16 protein-coding genes and 1 pseudogene are annotated in these 20,673 nt (G+C 72.3%); 7 read left to right on the top strand and 10 right to left on the bottom strand.

Annotation, left to right across the window (positions count from 1 at the left end; genetic code table 11):
* The first annotated feature begins 228 nt into the window (after positions 1 to 228).
* Positions 229 to 2,286, top strand: a complete 2,058-nt coding sequence (locus tag AB0K05_RS19460) for an ATP-binding protein (RefSeq protein WP_364230600.1) — start codon at positions 229 to 231, stop codon at positions 2,284 to 2,286.
* Here AB0K05_RS19460 and AB0K05_RS19455 read toward each other — a convergent pair.
* A complete protein-coding gene (locus AB0K05_RS19455; RefSeq protein WP_364230597.1) occupies positions 2,192 to 3,331 on the bottom strand; it encodes an acyltransferase in 1,140 nt (379 codons plus the stop codon). The genes AB0K05_RS19460 and AB0K05_RS19455 overlap by 95 nt on opposite strands.
* Before the next feature lie 154 nt (positions 3,332 to 3,485).
* On the opposite strand from AB0K05_RS19455, the gene AB0K05_RS19450 reads away from it, so the two are divergent.
* A complete protein-coding gene (locus AB0K05_RS19450; protein WP_364230594.1) occupies positions 3,486 to 4,202 on the top strand; it encodes a lytic polysaccharide monooxygenase in 717 nt (238 codons plus the stop codon).
* 10 nt (positions 4,203 to 4,212) lie between these two features.
* Here the strand turns inward: AB0K05_RS19450 and AB0K05_RS19445 are convergent, their stop codons facing one another.
* From AB0K05_RS19445 to AB0K05_RS19425, 5 genes are read right to left on the bottom strand one after another with little or no spacing between them, the layout of a single operon-like run.
* Positions 4,213 to 5,202, bottom strand: a complete 990-nt coding sequence (locus tag AB0K05_RS19445) for a glycoside hydrolase family 43 protein (protein ID WP_364230591.1) — start codon at positions 5,200 to 5,202, stop codon at positions 4,213 to 4,215.
* Positions 5,199 to 6,692 carry an alpha-N-arabinofuranosidase gene (locus tag AB0K05_RS19440; protein ID WP_364230588.1) on the bottom strand — a complete coding sequence of 498 codons (1,494 nt, stop codon included), beginning with the start codon at positions 6,690 to 6,692 and terminating at the stop codon, positions 5,199 to 5,201. Before AB0K05_RS19440 ends, AB0K05_RS19445 begins: the two co-directional genes overlap by 4 nt.
* Before the next feature lie 28 nt (positions 6,693 to 6,720).
* On the bottom strand, positions 6,721 to 7,548 hold the full coding sequence (locus AB0K05_RS19435) for a carbohydrate ABC transporter permease (RefSeq protein ID WP_219547753.1): 828 nt from the start codon (positions 7,546 to 7,548) through the stop codon (positions 6,721 to 6,723).
* On the bottom strand, positions 7,545 to 8,426 hold the full coding sequence (locus AB0K05_RS19430) for a sugar ABC transporter permease (RefSeq protein ID WP_271280402.1): 882 nt from the start codon (positions 8,424 to 8,426) through the stop codon (positions 7,545 to 7,547). Before AB0K05_RS19430 ends, AB0K05_RS19435 begins: the two co-directional genes overlap by 4 nt.
* 49 nt (positions 8,427 to 8,475) lie before the next feature.
* Positions 8,476 to 9,825, bottom strand: a complete 1,350-nt coding sequence (locus AB0K05_RS19425; RefSeq protein ID WP_364230583.1) for an ABC transporter substrate-binding protein — start codon at positions 9,823 to 9,825, stop codon at positions 8,476 to 8,478.
* Positions 9,826 to 9,906: 81 nt separating this feature from the next.
* Here AB0K05_RS19425 and AB0K05_RS19420 point away from each other — a divergent pair.
* Positions 9,907 to 10,938: pseudogene (locus AB0K05_RS19420) on the top strand (LacI family DNA-binding transcriptional regulator); the annotation flags it as partial.
* A 20-nt stretch (positions 10,939 to 10,958) separates the two neighbouring features.
* Here the strand turns inward: AB0K05_RS19420 and AB0K05_RS19415 are convergent.
* Positions 10,959 to 12,599, bottom strand: a complete 1,641-nt coding sequence (locus AB0K05_RS19415) for an ROK family protein (RefSeq protein WP_364230580.1) — start codon at positions 12,597 to 12,599, stop codon at positions 10,959 to 10,961.
* A gap of 851 nt (positions 12,600 to 13,450) precedes the next feature.
* The gene (gene xylB, locus AB0K05_RS19410) at positions 13,451 to 14,863 is read right to left on the bottom strand and encodes a xylulokinase (protein WP_364230577.1); all 1,413 of its coding nucleotides are present in this window, start codon (positions 14,861 to 14,863) and stop codon (positions 13,451 to 13,453) included.
* A gap of 77 nt (positions 14,864 to 14,940) precedes the next feature.
* Between xylB and xylA the strand changes: the two genes are divergently transcribed.
* The 3 genes from xylA to AB0K05_RS19395 all read left to right on the top strand — a co-directional run bounded on the left by xylA (position 14,941) and on the right by AB0K05_RS19395 (position 17,864).
* On the top strand, positions 14,941 to 16,116 hold the full coding sequence (gene xylA, locus AB0K05_RS19405; RefSeq protein WP_148031333.1) for a xylose isomerase: 1,176 nt from the start codon (positions 14,941 to 14,943) through the stop codon (positions 16,114 to 16,116).
* 250 nt (positions 16,117 to 16,366) lie between these two features.
* Positions 16,367 to 16,678 carry an STAS domain-containing protein gene (locus AB0K05_RS19400; protein WP_219547742.1) on the top strand — a complete coding sequence of 104 codons (312 nt, stop codon included), beginning with the start codon at positions 16,367 to 16,369 and terminating at the stop codon, positions 16,676 to 16,678.
* Between the two features lie 229 nt (positions 16,679 to 16,907).
* Positions 16,908 to 17,864, top strand: a complete 957-nt coding sequence (locus AB0K05_RS19395) for a CAP domain-containing protein (protein WP_364230572.1) — start codon at positions 16,908 to 16,910, stop codon at positions 17,862 to 17,864.
* A gap of 115 nt (positions 17,865 to 17,979) precedes the next feature.
* Here the strand turns inward: AB0K05_RS19395 and AB0K05_RS19390 are convergent, their stop codons facing one another.
* Positions 17,980 to 19,143: a histidinol-phosphate transaminase gene (locus AB0K05_RS19390; RefSeq protein WP_219547738.1), complete on the bottom strand. Its 1,164-nt coding sequence runs from the start codon at positions 19,141 to 19,143 to the stop codon at positions 17,980 to 17,982.
* A 135-nt stretch (positions 19,144 to 19,278) separates the two neighbouring features.
* On the opposite strand from AB0K05_RS19390, the gene AB0K05_RS19385 reads away from it, so the two are divergent.
* Positions 19,279 to 20,031 carry a carbon-nitrogen hydrolase family protein gene (locus AB0K05_RS19385; protein ID WP_364230569.1) on the top strand — a complete coding sequence of 251 codons (753 nt, stop codon included), beginning with the start codon at positions 19,279 to 19,281 and terminating at the stop codon, positions 20,029 to 20,031.
* Between the two features lie 48 nt (positions 20,032 to 20,079).
* Here the strand turns inward: AB0K05_RS19385 and AB0K05_RS19380 are convergent, their stop codons facing one another.
* Positions 20,080 to 20,556, bottom strand: coding sequence for a hypothetical protein (locus tag AB0K05_RS19380; RefSeq protein WP_364230567.1), 477 nt, complete (start codon positions 20,554 to 20,556; stop codon positions 20,080 to 20,082).
* Positions 20,557 to 20,673: the final 117 nt, after the last annotated feature.

The raw sequence follows: 20,673 nt of genomic DNA, 5'->3' as shown, positions 1-20,673 counted from the left end.
TGTCCGGACCCATCCGGAAATGACCGGTAAAACAAAATGCGCCCGACGGTTACATACCGTTAGGCGCACACGAAGTCATGGGTACCAGAACTGCAACGTCTCTAAGCCTAGCACGGCCCCGCGCGTGCTCGGCCAACATGACTCGCGAGCAAATTCTGTTGAATTTTTCACGTTTGACGATCTGCATTAGCCGGACCTTGTCAAGATCACACAGCTATCGTGGCCCGCATGTTATCGGGTCCTGAGGCGGATTTCTCGTCACTGGGGCAGCGCCTGGAGGCCGCCCGTGACCGCGCGTTCGTGGGGCGGGAGGAGGAGCAGGCCCTCTTCCGATCCGCGCTCGGCACGGACCGCTCGTTCATGGTCCTGTTCGTGCACGGCTCGGGCGGCATCGGCAAGTCGGCACTGTTGCGCCGGTTCGGCGCCGAGGCGGCCGCGGCGGGCCGTCCGGTGGTGACGGTGGACGGGCACACCGTCGACCCGTCGCCCGGCGGCTTCGAGGCCGAGGCCGGGCAGGTGCTGACCGTGGAGCGCGGGGTGCTCCTGGTCGACACGTTCGAGCGGTGCCAGGGCCTGGAGGGCTGGCTGCGCGAGAGGTTCCTGCCGCGGGTGCCGGCGGGAGCCCTCGTCGTGGTCGCCGGGCGCAACCCGCCCGACCTGCGCTGGCAGGCCGACCCCGGCTGGGCCGAGGTGCTGCGGGTGATCCGGCTGCGCACGCTCGCGCCGCAGGAGGCGATGGCGCTGATCGACGCCCGCGGGGTGGCGGCGGACCTGCGCGAGCCCCTGCTGGCCTTCGCGGGAGGCCACCCGCTGGCGCTGTGCCTGGGCGCGGCCGTCGCCGCCAAGGACGAGCGGGCCTCGGTCCGCTGGACCCTGGACAAGGACATCCCGGAGGAGCTCGCCGAGACGCTGCTGGACCAGCTCGTCGGCGAGGTGCCCTCGGCGGCCCACCGCCATGCCCTGGAGGTGTGCGCCCACGCCCACGCCACCACCGAGGAGCTGCTGCGCGCGGTGCTGCCCGACCATCCGAAGCCGCTGTTCGACTGGCTGCGGCGGCTGCCGTTCATCGAGTCGGGCCGGCACGGCCTGTTCCCGCACGACGTGGTGCGCGACGCGCTGGAGGCGGACCTGCGCTGGCGCGACCCCGAGGGGTACGCGGACATGCACCACCGCATCCACGCCCACCTGGCCGCGCAGGTGCGGGCCGCCGCAGGGCAGGACACGCTGACGGCCATGGGCTCGCTGTTCTTCCTGCACCGCCACGACGGGGTGACCTCGAAGTTCCAGAACTGGCGGGGCGACGGCGAGGTGCACGAGGAGGCCTTCAACCCCGAGGACCGCGACGAGGTCCTGCGGATGGCGGCGGAGGCCGAGGGCGAGGCGTCGGCCTCGGACGCCGCTTACTGGATCGACCGGCAGCCGGAGGGGTTCTGGGTGCACCGGCGCACCGAGACCGGCGAGCCGGTCGCGCTCATGTCGTGGGTGCGGGTCAGCGGCCCGGCCGAGCCGGACGCCGACTGCCCGCTCATCGCGGCGGCGTGGCGGCACGTGGAGGAGACCGCGCCGCCGCGGCCCGGCGAGCACATCGCGCTGGCCCGCGCCTGGGTGCTGCCCCCCTTCCACGGCAGGTCGCCGGTCATGGACCTGGTGCAGTGGCGCGCGGTGGGCGAGTGCCTGCGCTCCGACCGGCTGGCCTGGACGTTCCTGGTCATGCGGGACCCGGACTCGTGGCGGCGCTACCTGGGCCACTACGACATGCACGACCTGGGCGCCCGCATCCCGCTGGGACGCGAGACGTTCGGCCTGTTCGCGCACGACTGGCGCACCATCACGCCGGAGGCCTGGCTGGAGCGGATGAGCACGCGCGGGCTGGGCCTGCGCAGGCCCGCGTCCCCGCAGGGCAAGGAGCTCGCGGTGCTGGCGCGTACGGACTTCGACGCGGCGGTGCGCGACGCGCTGCGGAACGTGTCGCGGCCGGACGCGCTGGCGGGCAACGCGCTGGCCCGCTGCCGGCTGGTCGCGGTGCACCCCGAGCGCGACCCCGCGCGGGCCGTGCGCGACCTGCTGGAGCAGGCGGTCGAGCAGGTGCGGCAGGACCCGCGCGCGGACCGCTTCCACCGGGCGCTGGCCACCACGTACTTCGGCCGCGTCCCCACGCAGGAGGCCGCGGCCGAGAGGCTGGGGCTGCCGTTCAGTACCTACCGGCGGCATCTGGCGGCCGGGCTGGAACGGGTGGCGGAGATCCTGTGGCACCAGGAGGTGTTCGGGGCCCGGCCAGACGCCTGACCAGCGGGGCGGCGGGCCGCTCCACCCAGCGGTGCACGGCGTGGGCGGCCAGGCACATGACCGCGACCAGCGCCGCCAGCAGCACCCACCGGTCCACGACGCCGCCGGTCCGCTCGATGACGACGAAGCCGATGTGACCGTGCAGCAGGTAGAGCGGGTAGGTGAGCGCTCCCGCCGTCACCAGCCAGGGCCGGGCGAGCGGCCGCAGCGCGCGCACCGCGACCAGCGTCATGACCAGGAAGGCCGCCGTGATCACGATCGCGATCACCCACGGGTCGTACTCGGCCCCGTACCGCCGCCCGACGGCGTCGGCGTACCCGATGCCGCGGTACACCGCGTTGGCCAGGCAGAGCGGCACGAGGAGCAGCGTCTGCCAGGTGACCCCGAACCGGTACACCATGAACAGCGCCATGCCGGCGACGAAGTAGTGCGCGAACTCCGACTGCACGACCAGGTCGGCGACCCCCGGCAGCACCCCGGCCTGGACCAGGGCGGTCATGGCCAGCCACCCCCACAGCATGGCCATGACCCGGCCCCTGGTCATCCCCACCCAGGCGAACGCCAGGATGAGGAAGTAGAACCGCATCTCGGCCCAGAGCGTCCAGTAGACGACGTCCACGTTCGGCACGTCGGCCACCGACTGGAACATGGTCAGGTTGGCCAGCACCTGGACCGGCGAGACCTCGAACATGCCCTGGCCGAGCGTCACCGTCACCAGCGCGGTCACGGCCACGCCCAGCCAGTAGGCCGGGTAGAGCCGGGCCAGCCGGGAGGCGGCGAACGCGCGCGGGCTCTTGCCCCAGGCGCTCATCAGCACCACGAACCCGCTGATGAGGAAGAACAGGTCCACACCCAGGTAGCCGTACTGGGTCAGACCGGAGATCTCCGGATACGTGATCGTCGTCGTGCCGCCCACCGGCCCGGAGAACGTGTAGTGGAAGAGCACCACGCACAGCGCCGCCGCCAGCCGTAACCCGTCGAGTTCGTACAGCCGGTCCGCCTTGCGGTGCCGGCTCTCGTACGCCTTGTCCCGCCCCCTGTTCACCCGGCGAGCATGCGCCGGGGCATTGCTCACTCAACAGGTCGTTCTACGCTCATTAACTGCTCAATGTCCCCTTTGCGCCATGGGCCTGAACTGCCCGGGGCCCGGCGGCGTACCTCTGAGCGCAGAGTGTCGCCGGAGGAGGAGGTCGGCCGAGGTGCGTCAGCGGATCGCCGGAGTGGCCGTCGCGGTGCTGGGATTGTGGGCGACCGGCTCCCACGGGGCGCTGGAGGAGCCCGTCAGCCGGGCGGCGGCCTGCGGGGCGGAGGGGGCGCCGCGGGAGCCGGCGTGCGCCGCCGCGGCGGCGGCGAGCGGCGGCGGCCTGCCGGACGCGTGGGACGACCTGCGGGTGGCGGACGTCGGCGGGCGGGATCGCGAGGTGATCCCCGACGGCAGGCTGTGCAGCGGCGGGCTCGACGCCTACCGGGGCCTGGACCTGCCGCGCGCCGACTGGCCCGCCACCACGCTCGTGCGGGGCGGCGCCTTCACCTTCAGGTACCGGGGCACGATCCCGCACCGGGGCAGTTTCCACCTGTACGTGACGGCTGACGGTTACGACCCCGCCCGGCCGCTCGGCTGGGACGACCTGGAGCCGCGCCCGTTCGTGGAGGCGACCGACCCGCCGATGCGGGACGGCTCATACGTCATGGAGGGCCGCCTGCCCGCGGGCAAGACGGGGCGTCACCTGATCTACACGGTGTGGCGCAACACCGACACTCCGGACACGTACTACTCGTGCTCGGACGTGGTGTTCACGATCGCCGCGAAGCCGCCGGACGGGGCCGGCGGCCTGCCCTGGCTGGCGGGCGGCGGCCTGCTCGCGCTGGCGGGCGGGCTGGCGCTGCTGGCCCGCCGCCAGGACAGGAGACGCTAGGCCGGCCCTCCTACGCGGGGTGGGGCTGGGGGGTCGCGGTGGGGCCGCGCACGATCGGCTTGCCGTCTTCCCAGTCGACCCGGTCCAGCCAGAGCCGCCGCCCCGGCTCCACGCTGCCGATCGCGTCCGGCGGCCAGGCGTGGTAGAGCAGCCAGGTCTGCCCGGCCGGCGTGGTCACCAGGTAGCTGTGGCCGGGGCCTTCCGCCCCCTCGCCGCTGGACAGGATCGGGTTCTCGGGGGCGTCGTGGCAGGGGCCGAGCGGGGTGTCGCAGGTGGCGTACCCGACCGCGTACGCGGCGGCGTCGAAGGCGTTGGCCGAGTAGAACAGGTAGTAGCGGCCCTCGTGGCGGACGAGCTGGGGCGCCTCGACGACCTTGCCGTGCCAGGCTGCGGTGTTCGCCAGCAGCCGCACCCGCTCCCCTTCGAGGCCGAGCCCGTTGGGGGTGAGGCGCTGCCCGTACAGCCAGGTGGTCTCCCCGATCGCGTTGCCGTCGTTCTTCCAGTAGAGGTAGAGCGCGCCGTCGGCGTCGCGGAACGGGCTGGCGTCGATGGAGCCGCCCTCGTCGGCCTGGCAGACGAGCGGGGTGTCGGAGTCGTCCCTGAACGGCCCCTCCGGGCGGGCGGCGGTGGCGACGCCGACGCACTGACGGCCGGTCCCGGCGGCGCGGGCCGTGTAGTAGAGGGCGAACCGGTCGCCGGTCACCTGGATCGCCTCCGGCGCCCAGGTGTGGCCCGGCTCGGCCCACGAGCCGAGCTCGGGCAGCACGTCGCCGCGGGGCGTCCAGGTCACCAGGTCGGGCGAGGTGAGCAGGGGCACGTTCGCGCCGCCCCCGTTGGTCCCGTACGCGTACCACGTCGCGCCCACCCGCAGGGCGCCCGGGTCGGGGAAGTTCGCGTCGTGGACCGGGTTGGTGAAGGTCATGCTCTCTCCCGTGGGGGTTGCCGTCGAACAGGCGGCCAGCAGGCACAGGAGCGCGCCCGCCAGGACGCGGGGGTTCATGCCCGGCGCCCCAGTCTGACCATTGTCCAGGAGGCCGGGGGAAGCACCGCGGTGAGCGTCCCGCCGTCGGCCTTCACGCCGTCGAGCGGCCGGGGCCGCACCTCCTCGGCCGGGCCGCCCACCCGGTGCGGGTCGTCCTCGGCGAGGGTGCACGCCTCGACGACGCGGTCCGCGTGCACGTCCCGCAGGTCGGCGGTCATCTCCAGCGGCCGGTCCGGCGACCGGTTGACGGCGAACAGCGTCACCCCGTCCTCGTCGAGCGTGGCCACCGCGGACAGCTGCGGCACCTCGCCGTGCCGCCCGGTGTCGAGCGACGGCGACACCGGCTCGACGCGCAGCACCTCGCCGCGCGCGTGCCGGGCGGTCAGCGCGAACGGGTGGAAGATGCTCTGCCGCCAGGCGGGGCCGCCGGGATCGGTGCGGATGGGCGCGATGATGTTGGCGAGCTGCGCCTGGCAGGCGACCGCCACCCGGTCGGCGTGCCGCAGCAGCGTGATGAGGAGGTCGCCGACGACGACGGCGTCGGCGGCGGTGTAGGTGTCCTCGATGAGGCGCGGCGCCTCCTCGAACGGCTCCCGCTCGCGGCCGTGGTAGCCGGCCTGGTTCCACACGTTCCACTCGTCGAAGGACAGGTCGATCCGCTTGCGGGTGCGCTGCCTGGCGGCGACGTGGTCGGCGGTGGCGACCACCGAGGAGATGAACCGGTCCATGTCGGCCGCGCTGGCCAGGAAGCCTGGCAGGTCGCCGTCCTCCTCGTAGTACGCGTGCAGCGACAGGTAGTCGACGGCGTCGTAGGCGTGCTCCAGCACGGTCGCCTCCCAGCCGCCGAACGTCGGCATCCGGCTGTTGGAGCTGCCGCAGAGCACCAGGCGCACGTCCGGGTCGACGAGCCGCATGGCCCGCGCCGTCTCGTTGGCGAGCCGGCCGTACTCGTCCGCGGTCTTGTGGCCGACCTGCCACGGCCCGTCCATCTCGTTGCCCAGGCACCACAGCCGGATCCCGTACGGGTCGGGCCTGCCGTGCTCGGCCCGCAGGTCGGACAGGCGGGTGCCGCCGGGGTGGTTGGCGTACTCCAGCAGGTCGCACGCCTCCTGGATGCCGCGGGTGCCGAGGTTGACCGCCATCATCGGCTCCACCCCGGCGGCCCGCGTCCAGGTCATGAACTCGTCGAGGCCGAACCGGTTGGTCTCGATCTGCCGCCAGGCCAGGTCCAGCCGGGTGGGCCGGTCGGCGACCGGGCCGACGCCGTCCTCCCAGCGGTAGCCGGAGACGAAGTTGCCGCCGGGGTACCGTACGACGCTCACCCCCAGCTCGCGGGTCAGCTCCAGCACGTCGGCGCGGAAGCCGTGCTCGTCGGCGGTCGGATGGCCGGGTTCGAAGATCCCGGTGTAGACGCAGCGGCCCATGTGTTCGACGAACGAGCCGAACAGGCGCCTGCCGACCGGGGCGATGGTGAAGTCGCGGTCCAGGGTCAGCCGTGCGGTCTCCACGTAAACAGCTCCTTGTGATGCGGACGGGTCAGCCCTTGAGGCCCGACCGGGACACGCCCTCGATGACGTAGCGCTGGGCGATGACGAACAGGACGAGGACGGGGACGCTGGCGAGCACCGCGCCCGCCATGATCACCGGATAGTCGATGGTGTAGGCGCCCTGCAGGATGGACAGCCCCGGCGGCAGCGTGAACTGGTCCGGGCTGAACAGCACGTAGATGGGCCAGATGAACTCGTTCCAGTTGCTCAGGAAGGTGAGCACCGCCAGCGTGGCCAGCGCGGGCCGGGCCAGCGGCAGCACGATGCGCAGGAAGATCTGCAGGTGGTTGGCTCCCTCCAGGGTGGCGGCCTCCTCCAGCTCGGGCGGCAGCGACAGGAAGAACTGGCGCAGGAAGAACACCCCGAACGCGCTGGCAGCGCCGGGCACGATGAGCGCCCACGGGCTGTCGAGCCAGCCGAGCTGGTCCACGACGAGGAAGTTCGGGATGAGCAGCGTGAAGCTCGGCACCAGCAGCGTGCCCACGATGATCCCGAACAGCAGGCCGCGGCCGCGGAACTCCAGCCGGGCCAGGGCGTAGGCGGCGGTGGAGGCGACCACCAGCACGAGCACGGTCTGCCCGGTGGCGGCGACCATGCTGTTGAGGAACCAGCGCAGCACCGGCGTCTCGCTGGTGCCCTCGGCGAGCGTCCGGTAGGCGCCGGTGCTCCACTCCTCGGGCACGAACGTGGGCGGGATCCGGGTCGCCTCGACGTTGGTCTTGAGCGAGGTGAGCAGCATCCACAGCAGCGGCACGATCACGATCGCGGCGAAGCCGACGAGCATGACGTACCAGGCGGACGCCTTCAGCGTCTTCATGACCTGCTCCTGAAGATCCGGAAGTTGATCACGCTGACCACGATGAGGGCGAGGGTGAGCACGTAGCTCATGGCGGCGGCGCTGCCCATCCGGTAGTCGACGAGACCCTCCTGGGCGATGTACATGATCGCGGTGCGGGTCTCGATCCCGGGCGCGCCCTGGGTGACCAGCAGCGCCTGGCCGAACATGTTGGCCGAGGCCAGGATCGTCACGGTGGTGACGAACACCGCCACCGGCCGCAGCCCTGGCAGGGTGACGTGCAAGAACCTCTGCCAGGCGCCCGCCCCGTCCACGGACGCGGCGTCGTACAGCTCGCGCGGGATGTCCTGCAGCCCGGCCAGGTAGATGACGGCGTTGAAGCCGAGCGTCCACCACACCGTGATGCCGATCAGCGACACCCACGCCCACGGCAGGTCGGTCGTCCACGGGATGTCCAGGCCGAACAGGTGGTTGACGAACCCTAGGTTCGGGTCGAGCAGGATGCGCCACATGACGCCGATGACCGCGACGCCGAGCACGAACGGCAGGAAGAACACCGCGCGGAAGAACGTGCGGCCGGGGAAGCGCCGGTTCAGGATCATCGCCACCCCGAGCGGCAGCACCACCAGCGGCGGCACGCTGCCGAGGGTGAAGACGCCGGTGGCCTTCATCGAGGTCCAGAAGTTGTCGTGCACCGGCGAGTCCGGGTCGAACAGCGCCGCGTAGTTGTCCAGCCCGACGAACGGCTTGCCGGGCAGCAGGTAGTCCCACTCGTGCAGGCTGATGTAGAGGCCGTACACCGCCGGCACGGCCACGAACAGGCAGAACAGCAGCAGGTACGGGCTCAGGAAGAACAGCGGCGTGAGCCGCCCGCGCCTGCGCACGGGGGGCGCCGTCATGCCTCCCCCGACCGGTGCGGGCCGCCGGATGCGTACGTCCACCACGGGATCAGCCGCCGTACTTCTTGCGGTTCTGCTCCAGGAGCTTGTCGGCCTTGGTCACGGCGTCCGACAGGGCGGCCGCCGGCTCCTTCTTGAGCAGGATCGCGCTGTTGACGGCGGTGTCGATGAGCGGGCTGACGTCGGCGACGCCCGCCACCGGCGGCGGGAAGAACAGGTGGTCGATCTGGGAGCCGATGGTCGCCTGCTCCTTCAGCGCCTGGAACTCGGCGCTCTCCCTGATCGCCTTGCGGGCGGGGACCTGGCCGCCCTTGGCCCACTCCAGGGAGTGGCGGCTGATCCAGTTGATGAACACCTTGGCCGCGGTGAGCTTGTCGTCGTCCTGGCTGCGCTGCTTGAACACCACGAACTGGTGCGAGCCCGCCCACGCCGCCGGCTGGGAGCCGATCTGCGGCAGCGGCGCGACGCCCCACTCCAGGCCCTCGACCTCGTTGAGGGTGTTGATGGTCCAGATGCCGTTCCAGTTGAAGGCGGCCTTGCCGTTCTTCAGCGCGATGACGTCGGCGTCCTGGCCCACGTTCTTCGGGCTGTAGCCCTTCTTGACCAGGTCGACGAGCCAGGTCAGGGCCTGCACGCCGGCGTCCCCGCCGAACATGGCCTTGGAGGCGTCGTCGTTGAAGAGCGTGCCGCCGTGCTGGTAGAGCAGGCTGGTGAACTGGAACGTGCCGGTGAACGGGAACGGGGTCGCCCAGTGGCCCTGCACGCCGGCCTTCTTCAGCTCCTCCAGCGCGGCCAGGTAGTCGGCGGCGTTCTGCGGCGGCTTCTCCGGGTCGAGGCCGGCCTCCCGCATGACGGTCTTGTTGTAGAACATGCCGAGCGGGTGCACGTCCAGCGGGATCGCGTACCTGCCGCCCTTGTAGGTGCCGGCCTGCCAGACCGGCGGGGAGAAGTCGGCCTCGGCGAGCTGGAGCGAGGCGGCCAGGTCGTCCAGCGGCAGCACGATCTGGCGGGCGGCGTTGGTCGCCACGCTGTCGACGTGCATGATGCCCAGGTCTGGCCCCTGTCCCGCGGTGACCGCGGCGGGCACCTTCGCGTAGTAGTCCGCCCACTGGTAGACGTTCATCGTCACCTTGATGTTGGGGTGCTCGCCGTTGAACTGGTCCACGAGCTTCTTCATGTACGGGCCGTCGCCGCCGGTGAAGCCGTTCCAGAAGGACAGGGTCACGTTCGGGCCCGTGTAGGCGGTCGGGGCGGCGGAGGCGGGGCCGGATCGGCGGGCCGCGGGGCCGGCGGGACCGCCGCCTCCGCCGCAGGCCGCGAGGAGCAGGGCGGTGCCGGCGCCGGCGCCGAGGCCGAGCAGGCCGCGGCGGGTGAGGGTGTGGGTAGACGTCTCGGTCATCACGATCACTTCCCCAACGGTGGTGAGATGACCGCATTTCTACATCGATGAATCCAACGTTGTAAACAGGAGGAGACTGAAGTGTTACATCGTTGGAAACCCGGCTATAGTGCCTCTGTGCAGCCACGACTGAAGGACGTCGCCGAGCTCGCCGGAGTGTCGATCAAGACGGTCTCCAACGTCGTCAACGGCTATCCGTTCGTCAAGCCGGAGACCCGGGAGCGGGTGGAGCGGGCCATCGCCGAGCTGAACTACCGGCCCAACCTGACCGCGCGCAACCTGCGGCAGGGCCGGTCGGGGGTGATCGCGCTGGCGGTGCCCGACCTGGACATCCCCTACTTCGCCGAGCTGGCCACCAACGTGATCACCGCCGCGGACCGGCACGGCTGGACCGTGCTCATCGACCAGACGCAGGGCGACCGGGCCAAGGAGCGCCTGGTCGTGTCGGGCATCCGGGCCCACCTCATCGACGGCCTGCTGTTCAGCCCGCTCGCGCTCACCGCCGCCGACCTCGCCCAGCGCGCCGACCACACGCCGATGGTGCTGCTCGGCGAGCGGATCGGCCGGCGGCGCACCGCGTACGACCATGTCTGCATCGACAACGTGGCCGCGGCGGAAGAGGCCACCTCGCACCTGACCGGGCTGGGCAGGCGCCGCATCGCGGCGATAGGCGCACGCCAGGCCGCGTCCGGGGCGACGGCGCGGCTGCGGCTGCGCGGCTACCGGCAGGCGCTGGCCGCCGCCGGGCTCGCGGAGGACCCCGCGCTGGTCGTGCCCGTCGACGCCTTCCACCGCGCGGACGGGGCCCGGGCGATGGCCGATCTGCTGGACTCCGGGGCCGGGCCGGACGCGGTCTTCTGCTTCAACGACACGCTCGCCCTGGGCGCGCTGCGCACGCTGCTGTCGCGCGGGGTGCGGGTGCCGGACGACATCGCGCTGTTCGGCTTCGACGACATCGAGGACGGGCGGTTCTCCACCCCGTCGCTGTCGACCATCGCGCCCGACCGCGCGGGCATCGCCCAGACGGCCGTCGACCTGCTCGCCGGCCTCCTGGCCGGCCCGGCCCCCGACCGGCGCCCCCAGGAGGTGTGCGCCTCCCACACGCTGATCGCCCGGGAGAGCACCCTCGGGGTTCAGGCCCAGAGCGCGGCCGGGTCCTCCAGCACCGAGCGCACCGTGGCCAGCGCCGCTCCCAGCAGCGGCCCCCGCCTCCCCAGCTCCGACACGGTCAGCGCCTCCGGGTCCCACTCCCGTACGGTCACCCGCGCGGCCAGCTCCCGCCGTATCGGCGGCACCAGCCACTCCCCCAGCTCCGCATAGGCCCCGCCGAGCACCACGGCGGCCGGGTCGAGCAGATTCACCGCCCCGGCCAGCGCCGTCCCCAGCGCCCTCCCAGCCTCCTCCAGCGCCGCCACCACCCGCGCGTCCCCCTCCCGCGCCCGCGCCGCCAGCAACCCGATCCCATCGGGACCGGGCATCCGTCCCCCCGATCCGCGAGGCCCCACTTGGCTCCCTGCCTCGGGCGCATCGGGATCCCCCAGGAGGCCGGCCACAGGTATTCCGGGATCAGAGGAAACCGCCGGAAGCCCCGCCTCGTGCGCATCGGGAACCGTCGCACGGCCCTCTGCCGAGACGCCCTTGGGTCCGTACGGAAGAGCCGCCGGGAGCCCTGCCCCCAAGCCTCTGGAACCGGAGGAAGGAGCCGCCTCGCGGTGCCCAGCCTCACCGGCAGCCACGCCGTAAGGCAGAGCCGCCTGCCGCCCGGGGGCGCCTGAATCGTAGAGAGGATCCGCCGGAGTGCCCCCGCTCCCGGAAGACGTCGCCGGAGGGTCCCCGGAACCGGAAGGAGCCGCTTGCTGCCTCGCCGGCGCGGCACCCAGGTCAGGTGAAAGGGCCGTCATCCGAGGTTCTACCCCAGGGGTGGTGGGGGCGGAGGGGGAAGGGAGGCCGGCGGTGCGGAGGACGGCGGCCTTGGCGGCGTACTGTTCCAGGCAGCCGCGGGCGCCGCAGGAGCAGGGCGGGCCGTCGGGGTGGACCGGCATGTGGCCCAGTTCGCCAGCAAGGCCGCGTGCGCCGGTGAAGAGGCGGCCGCCCACCACCAGGGCGGCGCCGATGCCGCTCTCCGCCGAGACGTGGATGAAGTCGGACGCCACCGGGTGCGCCCAGAGCTCGGCGAGCGCCCCCAGGTTGGCCTCGTTCTCGACCCGCGGCGTCAGCGCGCCCGGCCACAGGTCCGCCACCGGGACGTCATGCCAGCCCAGGTTGGGGGCGCTCCCGACGGTGCCGGAGGCGTCGGCGACCAGGCCGGGCACGGCCATCACCGCCGCCACCGGCCGCAACCCCAGCCCGGCAACGTCTGCCGTCGCGTCGTCGGCGAGCGCGGACAGCCGGGCGAGCACCTCGGCGGGCGGCAGGGCGGCGTTCGGGCTGTCCACCACCGTCCAGGCGCGTACCTGGCCGCGCAGGTCGGTCACGCACACGCCCAGGTGCTCGACGCCGACCTCCAGCCCGAGCCCGGCGGGGCCCCGGTCGCTGACCATGAGCGCGCTGCCCGGTCGCCCGACCCGCCCATTGGCGGCCGGTCCCAGCTCGGTCAGCAGCCCGGCGGCGAGGAGCTCGTCGACCAGGCTCGACACGGCAGCCCTGGTCAGCCCGGTGTGCCCGGCGACGGCCGCCCTGGACACCGGGCCGCGTTCGGCGACAGTGCCCATCACCAGGGCCAGGTTGTGCTGCCGCATGCTCCGCTGCGACGCGGGCCGCGTCCCGCCTCTCACCCCGGACCTCCCCCGAACAACGCCCTCACCTGACCGACCACCCCCAACGGCGCAAACCGTACCGAAGCGCCAACCAAACAGCCGGGCCCGCCCACCAAAAACCCAAACCAACAGTCACCGCGCGCCACCCCCCAACGCACAGACCGTAGAACCGAAGCAGGGAGCGTACGCGGCCCGGACCAGGGAGTGTTCGCGGTACAGGAGGGGAAGCCGGGCCAGAGAGCGTTCGGGATGTGGGTACGAGGGGCGGGTGGTGGAGGGCTGGCCGGCTTGGACGGGCACACGGGCCGAAGAGCCGGAGTGACGAGTGTGCGCAAGTGCGGGCGGGAAAGCCCAAGTGGGGAGTATCCGGCCTGCCGCCCCCGCACATGCCAGAAGCCGGAGCAGCGGGCACCTGCGCAGCCACCCCCATCGCACGGACCCAAGAACCGAAGCAGGCAGTGCACGCAGTCCTGACCAGAGGACCAGAGCAGGGAGCGTACGCGGTCCGGACAAGAGAGCCGGACCAGAGAGGGTACGCGGTACAGGCGGAAAAGCCGGACCAGAGAGCGTTCGCGCCGCGGCCAGGGACAGCCCGCCGAGAGCTCCCGGCGTGGTCAGCAGGTCTCCGCGCCGGTACAGGAGGGAAGACGGACCAGGGAGGGTGCGGGGGTCGGGTACGAGGGGCGGGGGTGGAGGGTTGGGCGGGCAGTGGGGCCGGTGGCGTGGGGCCGGAGGAAAGGGCGCATGGCGGTTCTCTCGGATCAGAGCCGGCGGGACGTATGGCGGTTCTCTCGGATCGGAGCCGGTGCGGGCGCATGGCGGTTCTTCCGGGTCAGAGCCAGTAGGGGCGCATGGCGGTTCTTCCGACATCAGAGCCGGGTGAAGAGCTGGCCGGCGCGGGGCAGGGTGCCGGCGATTCGTTCCACCGCCGCGACGTCCCGGGGCACCGGCTCCAGGAGCTCGCCGCGGGCCGTGCCCCAGCGGCGGGCGACCGCGTCCGGGGCCTCGCCCGTGAGGAGGGCCGCGGCCTGGGCGGCGGCGCCGAGGGCGACGAGCTCGGCCGCCGCCGGCACCAGCACCGGCCGCCCGGACAGGCGCAGGATCGTCTGCCGCCAGGCGGCGCCCCTGGCGCCGCCGCCGATGAGCAGCAGCGGCGTGGCCGGGTCGGGCCGCTCGCCGCCGGCGCGCAGCACGTCGTCGAGCGCCGCCAGCAGGGCCGCGGCGGCGCCGTCGTAGGCGGCCTGCAGCACCTGCCCGGCGGTGGTGTCGTGACGCAGCCCGTACACGAGCCCGGCGGCGTGCGGCAGGTTGGGGGTCCGCTCGCCGTCGAGGAACGGCAGCACGACGGCGTCGCCGCCCGGCTCGACCGCCTCCCGGTCCCGGCCGAGCAGGGCGGCGATCTTGTCGATGGCCTGGGTGCAGTTGAGCGTGCAGGCCAGCGGCAGCCAGTTGTCCAGCGCGTCGGCGAACCCGGCGACGATGCCGGTCGGGTCCTCGGGGTGCTGCCGGGTGACGGCGTAGACGGTGCCGGAGGTGCCGAGGCTGAGCACGGGGGTGCCGGGTTCGAGGCCGAGGCCGAGCGCGGCGGCCATGTTGTCGCCGGTGCCCGAGGCGACGAGGGTGCCCTCGGGCAGCGGCCCGCCCGCCCGTACGGTGCCCGCCCGTCCCGAGACGACCCTGGGCAGCAGCGCGGGATCGAGCCCGATGTCGCGCAGCAGGTCCGTGTCGTACCCCCGGGGCGTCCACCAGCCGGTGCCGGAGGCGTCGCCGCGGTCGGTGACGCCCTCGCCGGTCAGGCGCTCGGTGAGGTAGTCGTGCGGCAGCCGGACGGCCGCGGCCCGCGCGGCGTGGTGCGGCTCGTTCTCGCGCAGCCACAGCCACTTGGAGATGGTGAACGCTGCCGTCGGCACGCTGCCGGTGCGCCGGGCGAGCGTCTCGGGGCCGTACTTGTCGGCCAGCGCGGCCGCCTGCCCGGCGGAGCGGACGTCGTTCCAGAGCAGGGCGGGCCGGACGGGCGCGCCGGACTCGTCGAGGGTGACCAGGCCGTGCTGCTGGCCGCCGACGGAGACCGCGCCGGCCCGGCCGGCCCAGCCGGTCTGCTCGACGGCCGCGCACAGCGCCCGCCACCACTGCTCCGGGTCGCTCTCGCGGCCCGCGCCCGAGGTCACGCTGTGCGGGGCTCGGCCTTCTCCCACGATCGCGCCGGTGTCCACGTCCACGGCGACGGCCTTCGCCGACTGGGTGGAGCTGTCGATGCCGATGACGACGCGCTGTGCCGACATGGTGCCTCCCGGTTGTGGGCTTCCCTACCGCGCTCCCGCATATTAATTTGTTTTTTGCCCTTACGAATAGGAGTCCGATGACTGACAGCCTCACTCCCCGCCCGGAGCACAAGTTCTCGTTCGGCCTGTGGACCGTCGGATGGCAGGGCCGCGACCCGTTCGGCGACGCCACCCGCCCCCCGCTGGACCCGGTGGAGAGCGTCAACCGCCTCGCCGAGCTGGGCGCGTACGGCGTGACCTTCCACGACGACGACCTCATCCCGTTCGGTTCGACCGACGCCGAGCGCGAGGGCCACGTCAAGCGCTTCCGCCAGGCGCTGGACGCGGCCGGCCTCGTGGTGCCGATGGCGACCACCAACCTGTTCACGCACCCGGTCTTCAAGGACGGCGCGTTCACCGCGAACGACCGCGACGTGCGCCGCTACGCGCTGCGCAAGACCATCCGCAACATCGACCTCGCCGTCGAGCTGGGCGCCAAGGTGTACGTGGCGTGGGGCGGGCGCGAGGGCGCCGAGTCCGGCGCGGCCAAGGACGTGCGGGTGGCCCTGGACCGGCTCAAGGAGGCGTTCGACCTGCTCGGCGAGTACGTGCTCGGCCAGGGGTACGATCTGCGCTTCGCGGTCGAGCCCAAGCCGAACGAGCCGCGCGGCGACATCCTGCTGCCCACCGTCGGCCACGCGCTGGCGTTCATCGAGGAGCTCGCCCATCCCGAGCTGGTCGGCGTCAACCCCGAGACCGGCCACGAGCAGATGGCCGGGCTCAACTTCACCCACGGCATCGCCCAGGCGCTGTGGCACGGCAAGCTCTTCCACATCGACCTGAACGGCCAGACCGGCGTCAAGTACGACCAGGACCTGCGGTTCGGCGCCGGCAACCTGCGTGACGCGTTCTGGGTGGTGGACCTGCTGGAGACCGGCGGATACACCGGCCCGCGGCACTTCGACTTCAAGCCGCCGCGCACCGAGGACATCGACGGCGTGTGGGCCTCGGCGGCCGGGAACATGCGGACGTACCTGCTGCTGAAGGAGCGAGCGGCGGCGTTCCGCGCGGACCCGGAGGTGCAGGAGGCGCTGCGGGCGGCCCGGCTGGACGACCTGGCCCGCCCGACGCTGGCGGACGGGGAGTCGCTGGCGGACCTGCTGGCCGACCGCACCGCCTTCGAGGAGTTCGACGCGGACGCGGCGGGCGGCCGCGGCATGGCGTTCGAGCGGCTGGACCAGCTGGCGATGGACCACCTGCTCGGCGCCCGCTGACCGGCCGTCCGGCCGTCCCCGCACACGCCGCCGCCCCCGCCCGCACCTCGCCGGGCGGGGGCGGCGGCGTCCCTCCGCACGATCGACCGGCAGCCCGCCGTAGCGGTGCGGAGGTCCCGATGATAGACAGCGGTGGGGGAAGCCCGGCGCGGACGCCGCGCCGGACCGGTTCGACCGGACGCGGCCGAGTATGGCAGCGTACGGGCAAGCAGGCGAGGGCTCGCCCAGGCTCCGAGGAGGCGAACGCGACATGGACGTGGTTTCGGTGGGCGAGGTCACGGACGGGACGCTGACCGTGGTGCTGCGCGGCGACATCGACTTCACGAACGCCGCGCGGGTGCGGGAGACGATCTCCTCCGCGGTGACGGCGCGGCGGCCCCGCGCGGTGCGGGTCGAGATGGGCGAGGTGACGTTCCTCGACTCCTCCGGCGTCGGCGTGCTGGTCGACGCCATGAAGTCGGCGTGGGAGGTCGAGGCCGGGTTCAGGGTGGTCAACCCGACCCCCCGGGTCTTCGACCAGCTCAGGATCGCCGGGCTCCTGGACGCCTTCGGGCTCGGCTGACCGGCCTCCGCGCGGGCCGGTGGCCGCGCGTTCGACGGCGGCAGTGGTGAACCGAGTCCCACCTGTCCGCGTATCCCCATGAGAAGGGGCCTCTCGCAGGCGTCCCAGACGCCTGAGAGGCCCCTTTGGTTTACACAAATATCCGGTTTTTGGTGACAAAGGCGAGACGGACTCGGCAGAATGCGGAATCCATCCAGCCTCTCTACCGCAAACTGGAAGGAATCCCCCCATGCGTAGACCCTTAGGGGTACTCGCTTGCCTCGTGGGCGCGGCCGCGCTCTCGGCACCCGTCGCCACGGCGAACGCCGCGACGGTGCCCCAGTCGGCCTGCCGCGTCTCCGTGACCAAGCCGCGTCTCGCCGACGACGGCAAGATCCGGGCGACCGCCGCCCTGCGCGGCTGCTACACCTACGGCACGGTACGAGTGCGCATCCTGCGAGCGGTGCCGGGCAAGGACCGGATACTCAAGAGCGGCGCTGACCGGGGCCGCAGCCCTCGCGTCACCGTCGCGATGGCGTGCGCGCCGGGCACGTACTACGCCGTCGCCACCGACTACCGCGGCCACGCGGGCAAGTCCCGGGCGGTCCGCGTGAAGGAGTGCGACCTGGCCGCCACGCCGGTCCCCACCGCGACGAGGACTCCCCAGCCCGCTCCGACGGCCACCCGCACCGCTACGCAGGCGCCGAGGCCGACCCCCACCCAGACCCGCACGGCGACGCAGACGCCCAGGCCCACCCCCACCCGCACCGCCACCCAGGCTCCCCAGCCCACGACGACCTCGTCGCCGGGCACGGTGGGCACGGCCGAGGAGAACGAGGTCGTCCGCCTCACCAACGCCGAGCGCGCCAAGGGCGGCTGCCAGGCGCTCAAGCACGACGCGCAGCTGAACAAGGCCGCCGCCGGGCACTCCTCGGACATGGCCAGGAACGGCTACTTCAGCCACACCTCGCAGGACGGCCGCTCGTTCATGGACCGCATCCGGCAGGCCGGCTTCACCGGCGGCCGCGGCTGGGCCGAGAACATCGCCATGGGCCAGCGCACGCCGGCCGACGTGGTCAAAACCTGGATGAACAGCTCAGGTCACCGGGCCAACATCATGAACTGCTCGTACAACCTGATCGGCGTCGGCGCCGTGAAGAACTCCTCGGGCCAGATCTACTGGACCCAGAACTTCGCCGCCCGCTGACAGCCTGCTGAGCTTCTCCTCACGCGGCGTGTGGAGGAGACCGCGGCGCCTCGCGACTCCCACCGCGGGGCGCCGCGGCATGTCAGCCGCCGCGCCCCCAGATCTACCAGGCCTGTCAGGCCGACAGCGAGTTCGGGTGACGGTGGTGCACCCCGATCACCGGCACCTCGTGCAGACTCCCCGAGTAGAGGAACTGGGTCATGCCGACCAGCAGCCGCCGCACGTCCTCCTGAGGGCGCACCACCAGGCGCAGGAACTGGCTGGTGGTGCCCAGCTTGTTGCCGCACTCGCGGACGTACACGCCGTGCTCGGCGAGCAGGTGGTCGCGCAGCGGCACCCCGTCGAAGCCGGACGGCAGCTTCACCAGCAGGAAGTTGCCCTGCGACGGGAACACCGTCAGCTCCGGCATGCACGACAGCTGGTGGTACATGGCGCGCCGGTCCTGGGCGAGCCGCCGCAGGCTCTCCTGGTACTCGCCCATGCACTGCTTCATCATGAACACGACCACCTCGGCGAACGAGTTCAGGTTCCACTTGGGCAGCGCGTCCGCGATCTTCCCGGCCAGCGCCGGGTTGGCGACCAGGTAGCCGAAGCGGATGCCGTGCAGCCCGAAGTTCTTGCCGAGGCTGCGCAGCACGATCACGTTCGGCCGCACCGCCGCCTCCGCCGCCACCCCGGGGTAGGGCTCGGCGTCCACGAAGTCGCCGAACGACTCGTCCACGATCACCAGGTCGAGGTCGATGAGCTGGTCGAGCAGGTGCAGCACCTCGTGCTTGGGCAGGTAGCCGCCGTCGGGGTTGTTCGGGTTGCAGATGACCGCGACGCGGGAGCCGCGGGTACGGATGAACGACACGTAGTCGTTGACGTTGAGCGCGAAGCCCCGGCTCTCCAGCAGCGGATACATGTCGACCCGCTTGCCGGTCTCCATCGGCTGGTCGGTCCAGCGGCCGAAGGTGGGGATGGGGATCGCCAGGCTCTCCCGCACCAGCAGGTGGTCGATCCAGGTGATCAGCTCGGTGGAGCCGTTGCCCATGGCCACGGTCTTGGGATGAAGCCCCATCGTGGCCGCCAGTTCGGCGGTGATGGTGTCGGCGCCGCTCGGGTAGAACTTCAGGATCGTCTCCAGGTTCCTCCCCAGGTGCTCGAAGATCTCCGGCGTGGGGAAGTACGGGTTGCACGGGATGCAGAAGTCCACCGGCGGGCGCTGGCCGTCGGAGCCGCGCAGCAACGAGAAGTACGAAGGGCTGTGCGCCTGGGCACGCAAAAGGCTGAGCTCCACGACACCTCCATGGCACCTGAACAGAACGTGAGAAGGTACGCGCGAGGGCAGACCCGGGTTCAGCGGGGGGACGGCCCGAGGCCGCCTCGGGGCCGCCTGGCATGATGCGAGGAAAACCCCCGAAGGAGCGGATTCGTGCGGATCCTCCTCGTCCAGCCCGCCCGCTGGTCCCCCGACGGCCACGCGAACCTCACCGCCGTCGAGACGCTGCTGGCCGGCGCCCCGCCCGCCGACCTGGTGGTGCTCCCCGAACTGGCCGGCTCCGAGCTGCCGCGGCGGGAGTATCTGGAGCGGCTGCGCGGCCTGGCGGCACGGGCCCGCGCCGCCGTCGTGGGCGGCTCCCACTACGCGCCCGCCGGCGCCGGCAAGGTCAACCAGGGTCTGGCGGTCTCCGCGGCCGGCGAGGTGCTCGCCGGGTACGGCAAGTCCCACCCGTACGGGGTCGAGCGGGACGACGGGGTCGTGCCCGCGCCGATCGGGGACGGCTTCGAGGTGGCCGGCCGCCGGGTGCGGGTGCTGCTCTGCGCCGACCTGTGGTACTCGGGGAGCCTGGCGGGCCCGCCGGCCGACGTGGTGGTGGTGCCCGCGTTCTCGGTGACGCAGTGGCCCACGCCCGGCCCGGCGCGCAGCCTGTGGGAGCACATGAGCGTGGCGCGGGCGTACGAGTTCATGACGTATGTGGCGGTCAGCGACTGGCATCACGAGGCCGGGTACCACGGGCAGCCCTGCGCGGGGGTGACCGGCCTGGCGAACCCGTCGCCGGCTGACGGAGCAGGGTTCTTCACCGCCCAGCCGTCGGCCGCCGTCGCCGCGTACGAGCTGGACTTCGAGCGGCTGGGCAGGTTCCGCCGCAACCGGGCCGACCGGAGCTTCGCCTTTACAAAGTAGATCGCCCGGTCGCCCCGCGAGGGGGGACCGGGCGACATCGTGCGTTTCTCAGTGGCGGTGACGGTGGCCGAGGACCTTCACCCAGTCGGCGCCCTCGGAGGGCGCCAGGTGGCGGGAGCCTTCGAAGACCCCGCGCCAGGTGCCGGACGTGCGGGCCCTGACCTTGGTGTGGAAGGAGCCGTCACGGTAGGTCTTGACCGTGTCGACGTGCTCCCACCTGCCGCTGCCGGCCGGCTTGAAGAGGATGACGATCCGCTTCCAGCCGAGGTGGTGCCAGGTGCCCGTCTCGTCGCAGTGGTCGGCGTGGTGGACCGACACGAAGCCGTCGATGTAGTCCTCGTCGCACTTCACCGAGAGCTTGCCCTTGACCGACAGCGGCTGACCGCGCCACGCGGGCTCGGGGTTGACGTCGATCTGCAGGCGCGTGCGGCCCCCGTCGTCGGCCATCGCCGGGGTGGCCGTGCCGGCGAGCACCGCGGCGCCCATGGCGGCCGCCGCCACTCCGGCGGCGAGTCGTCGCATCATGAAAGTGACTTCCTTCCCCGTAGGAGGACGCGCCCCACGACAGGGCGCGTCAACGCCAATGACGCGTAAGGGTAAGGAAAAGTTGCGGTAAAGCCGATCACGATTCCGCAACGCCGC

This window comes from Nonomuraea sp. NPDC049486 (genome assembly GCF_040676925.1).
Classification (GTDB): domain Bacteria; phylum Actinomycetota; class Actinomycetes; order Streptosporangiales; family Streptosporangiaceae; genus Nonomuraea; species Nonomuraea ferruginea.
The sequence above is the reverse complement of the archived record's forward strand: the minus strand, read 5'-3'. Positions and strand labels throughout refer to the sequence as shown.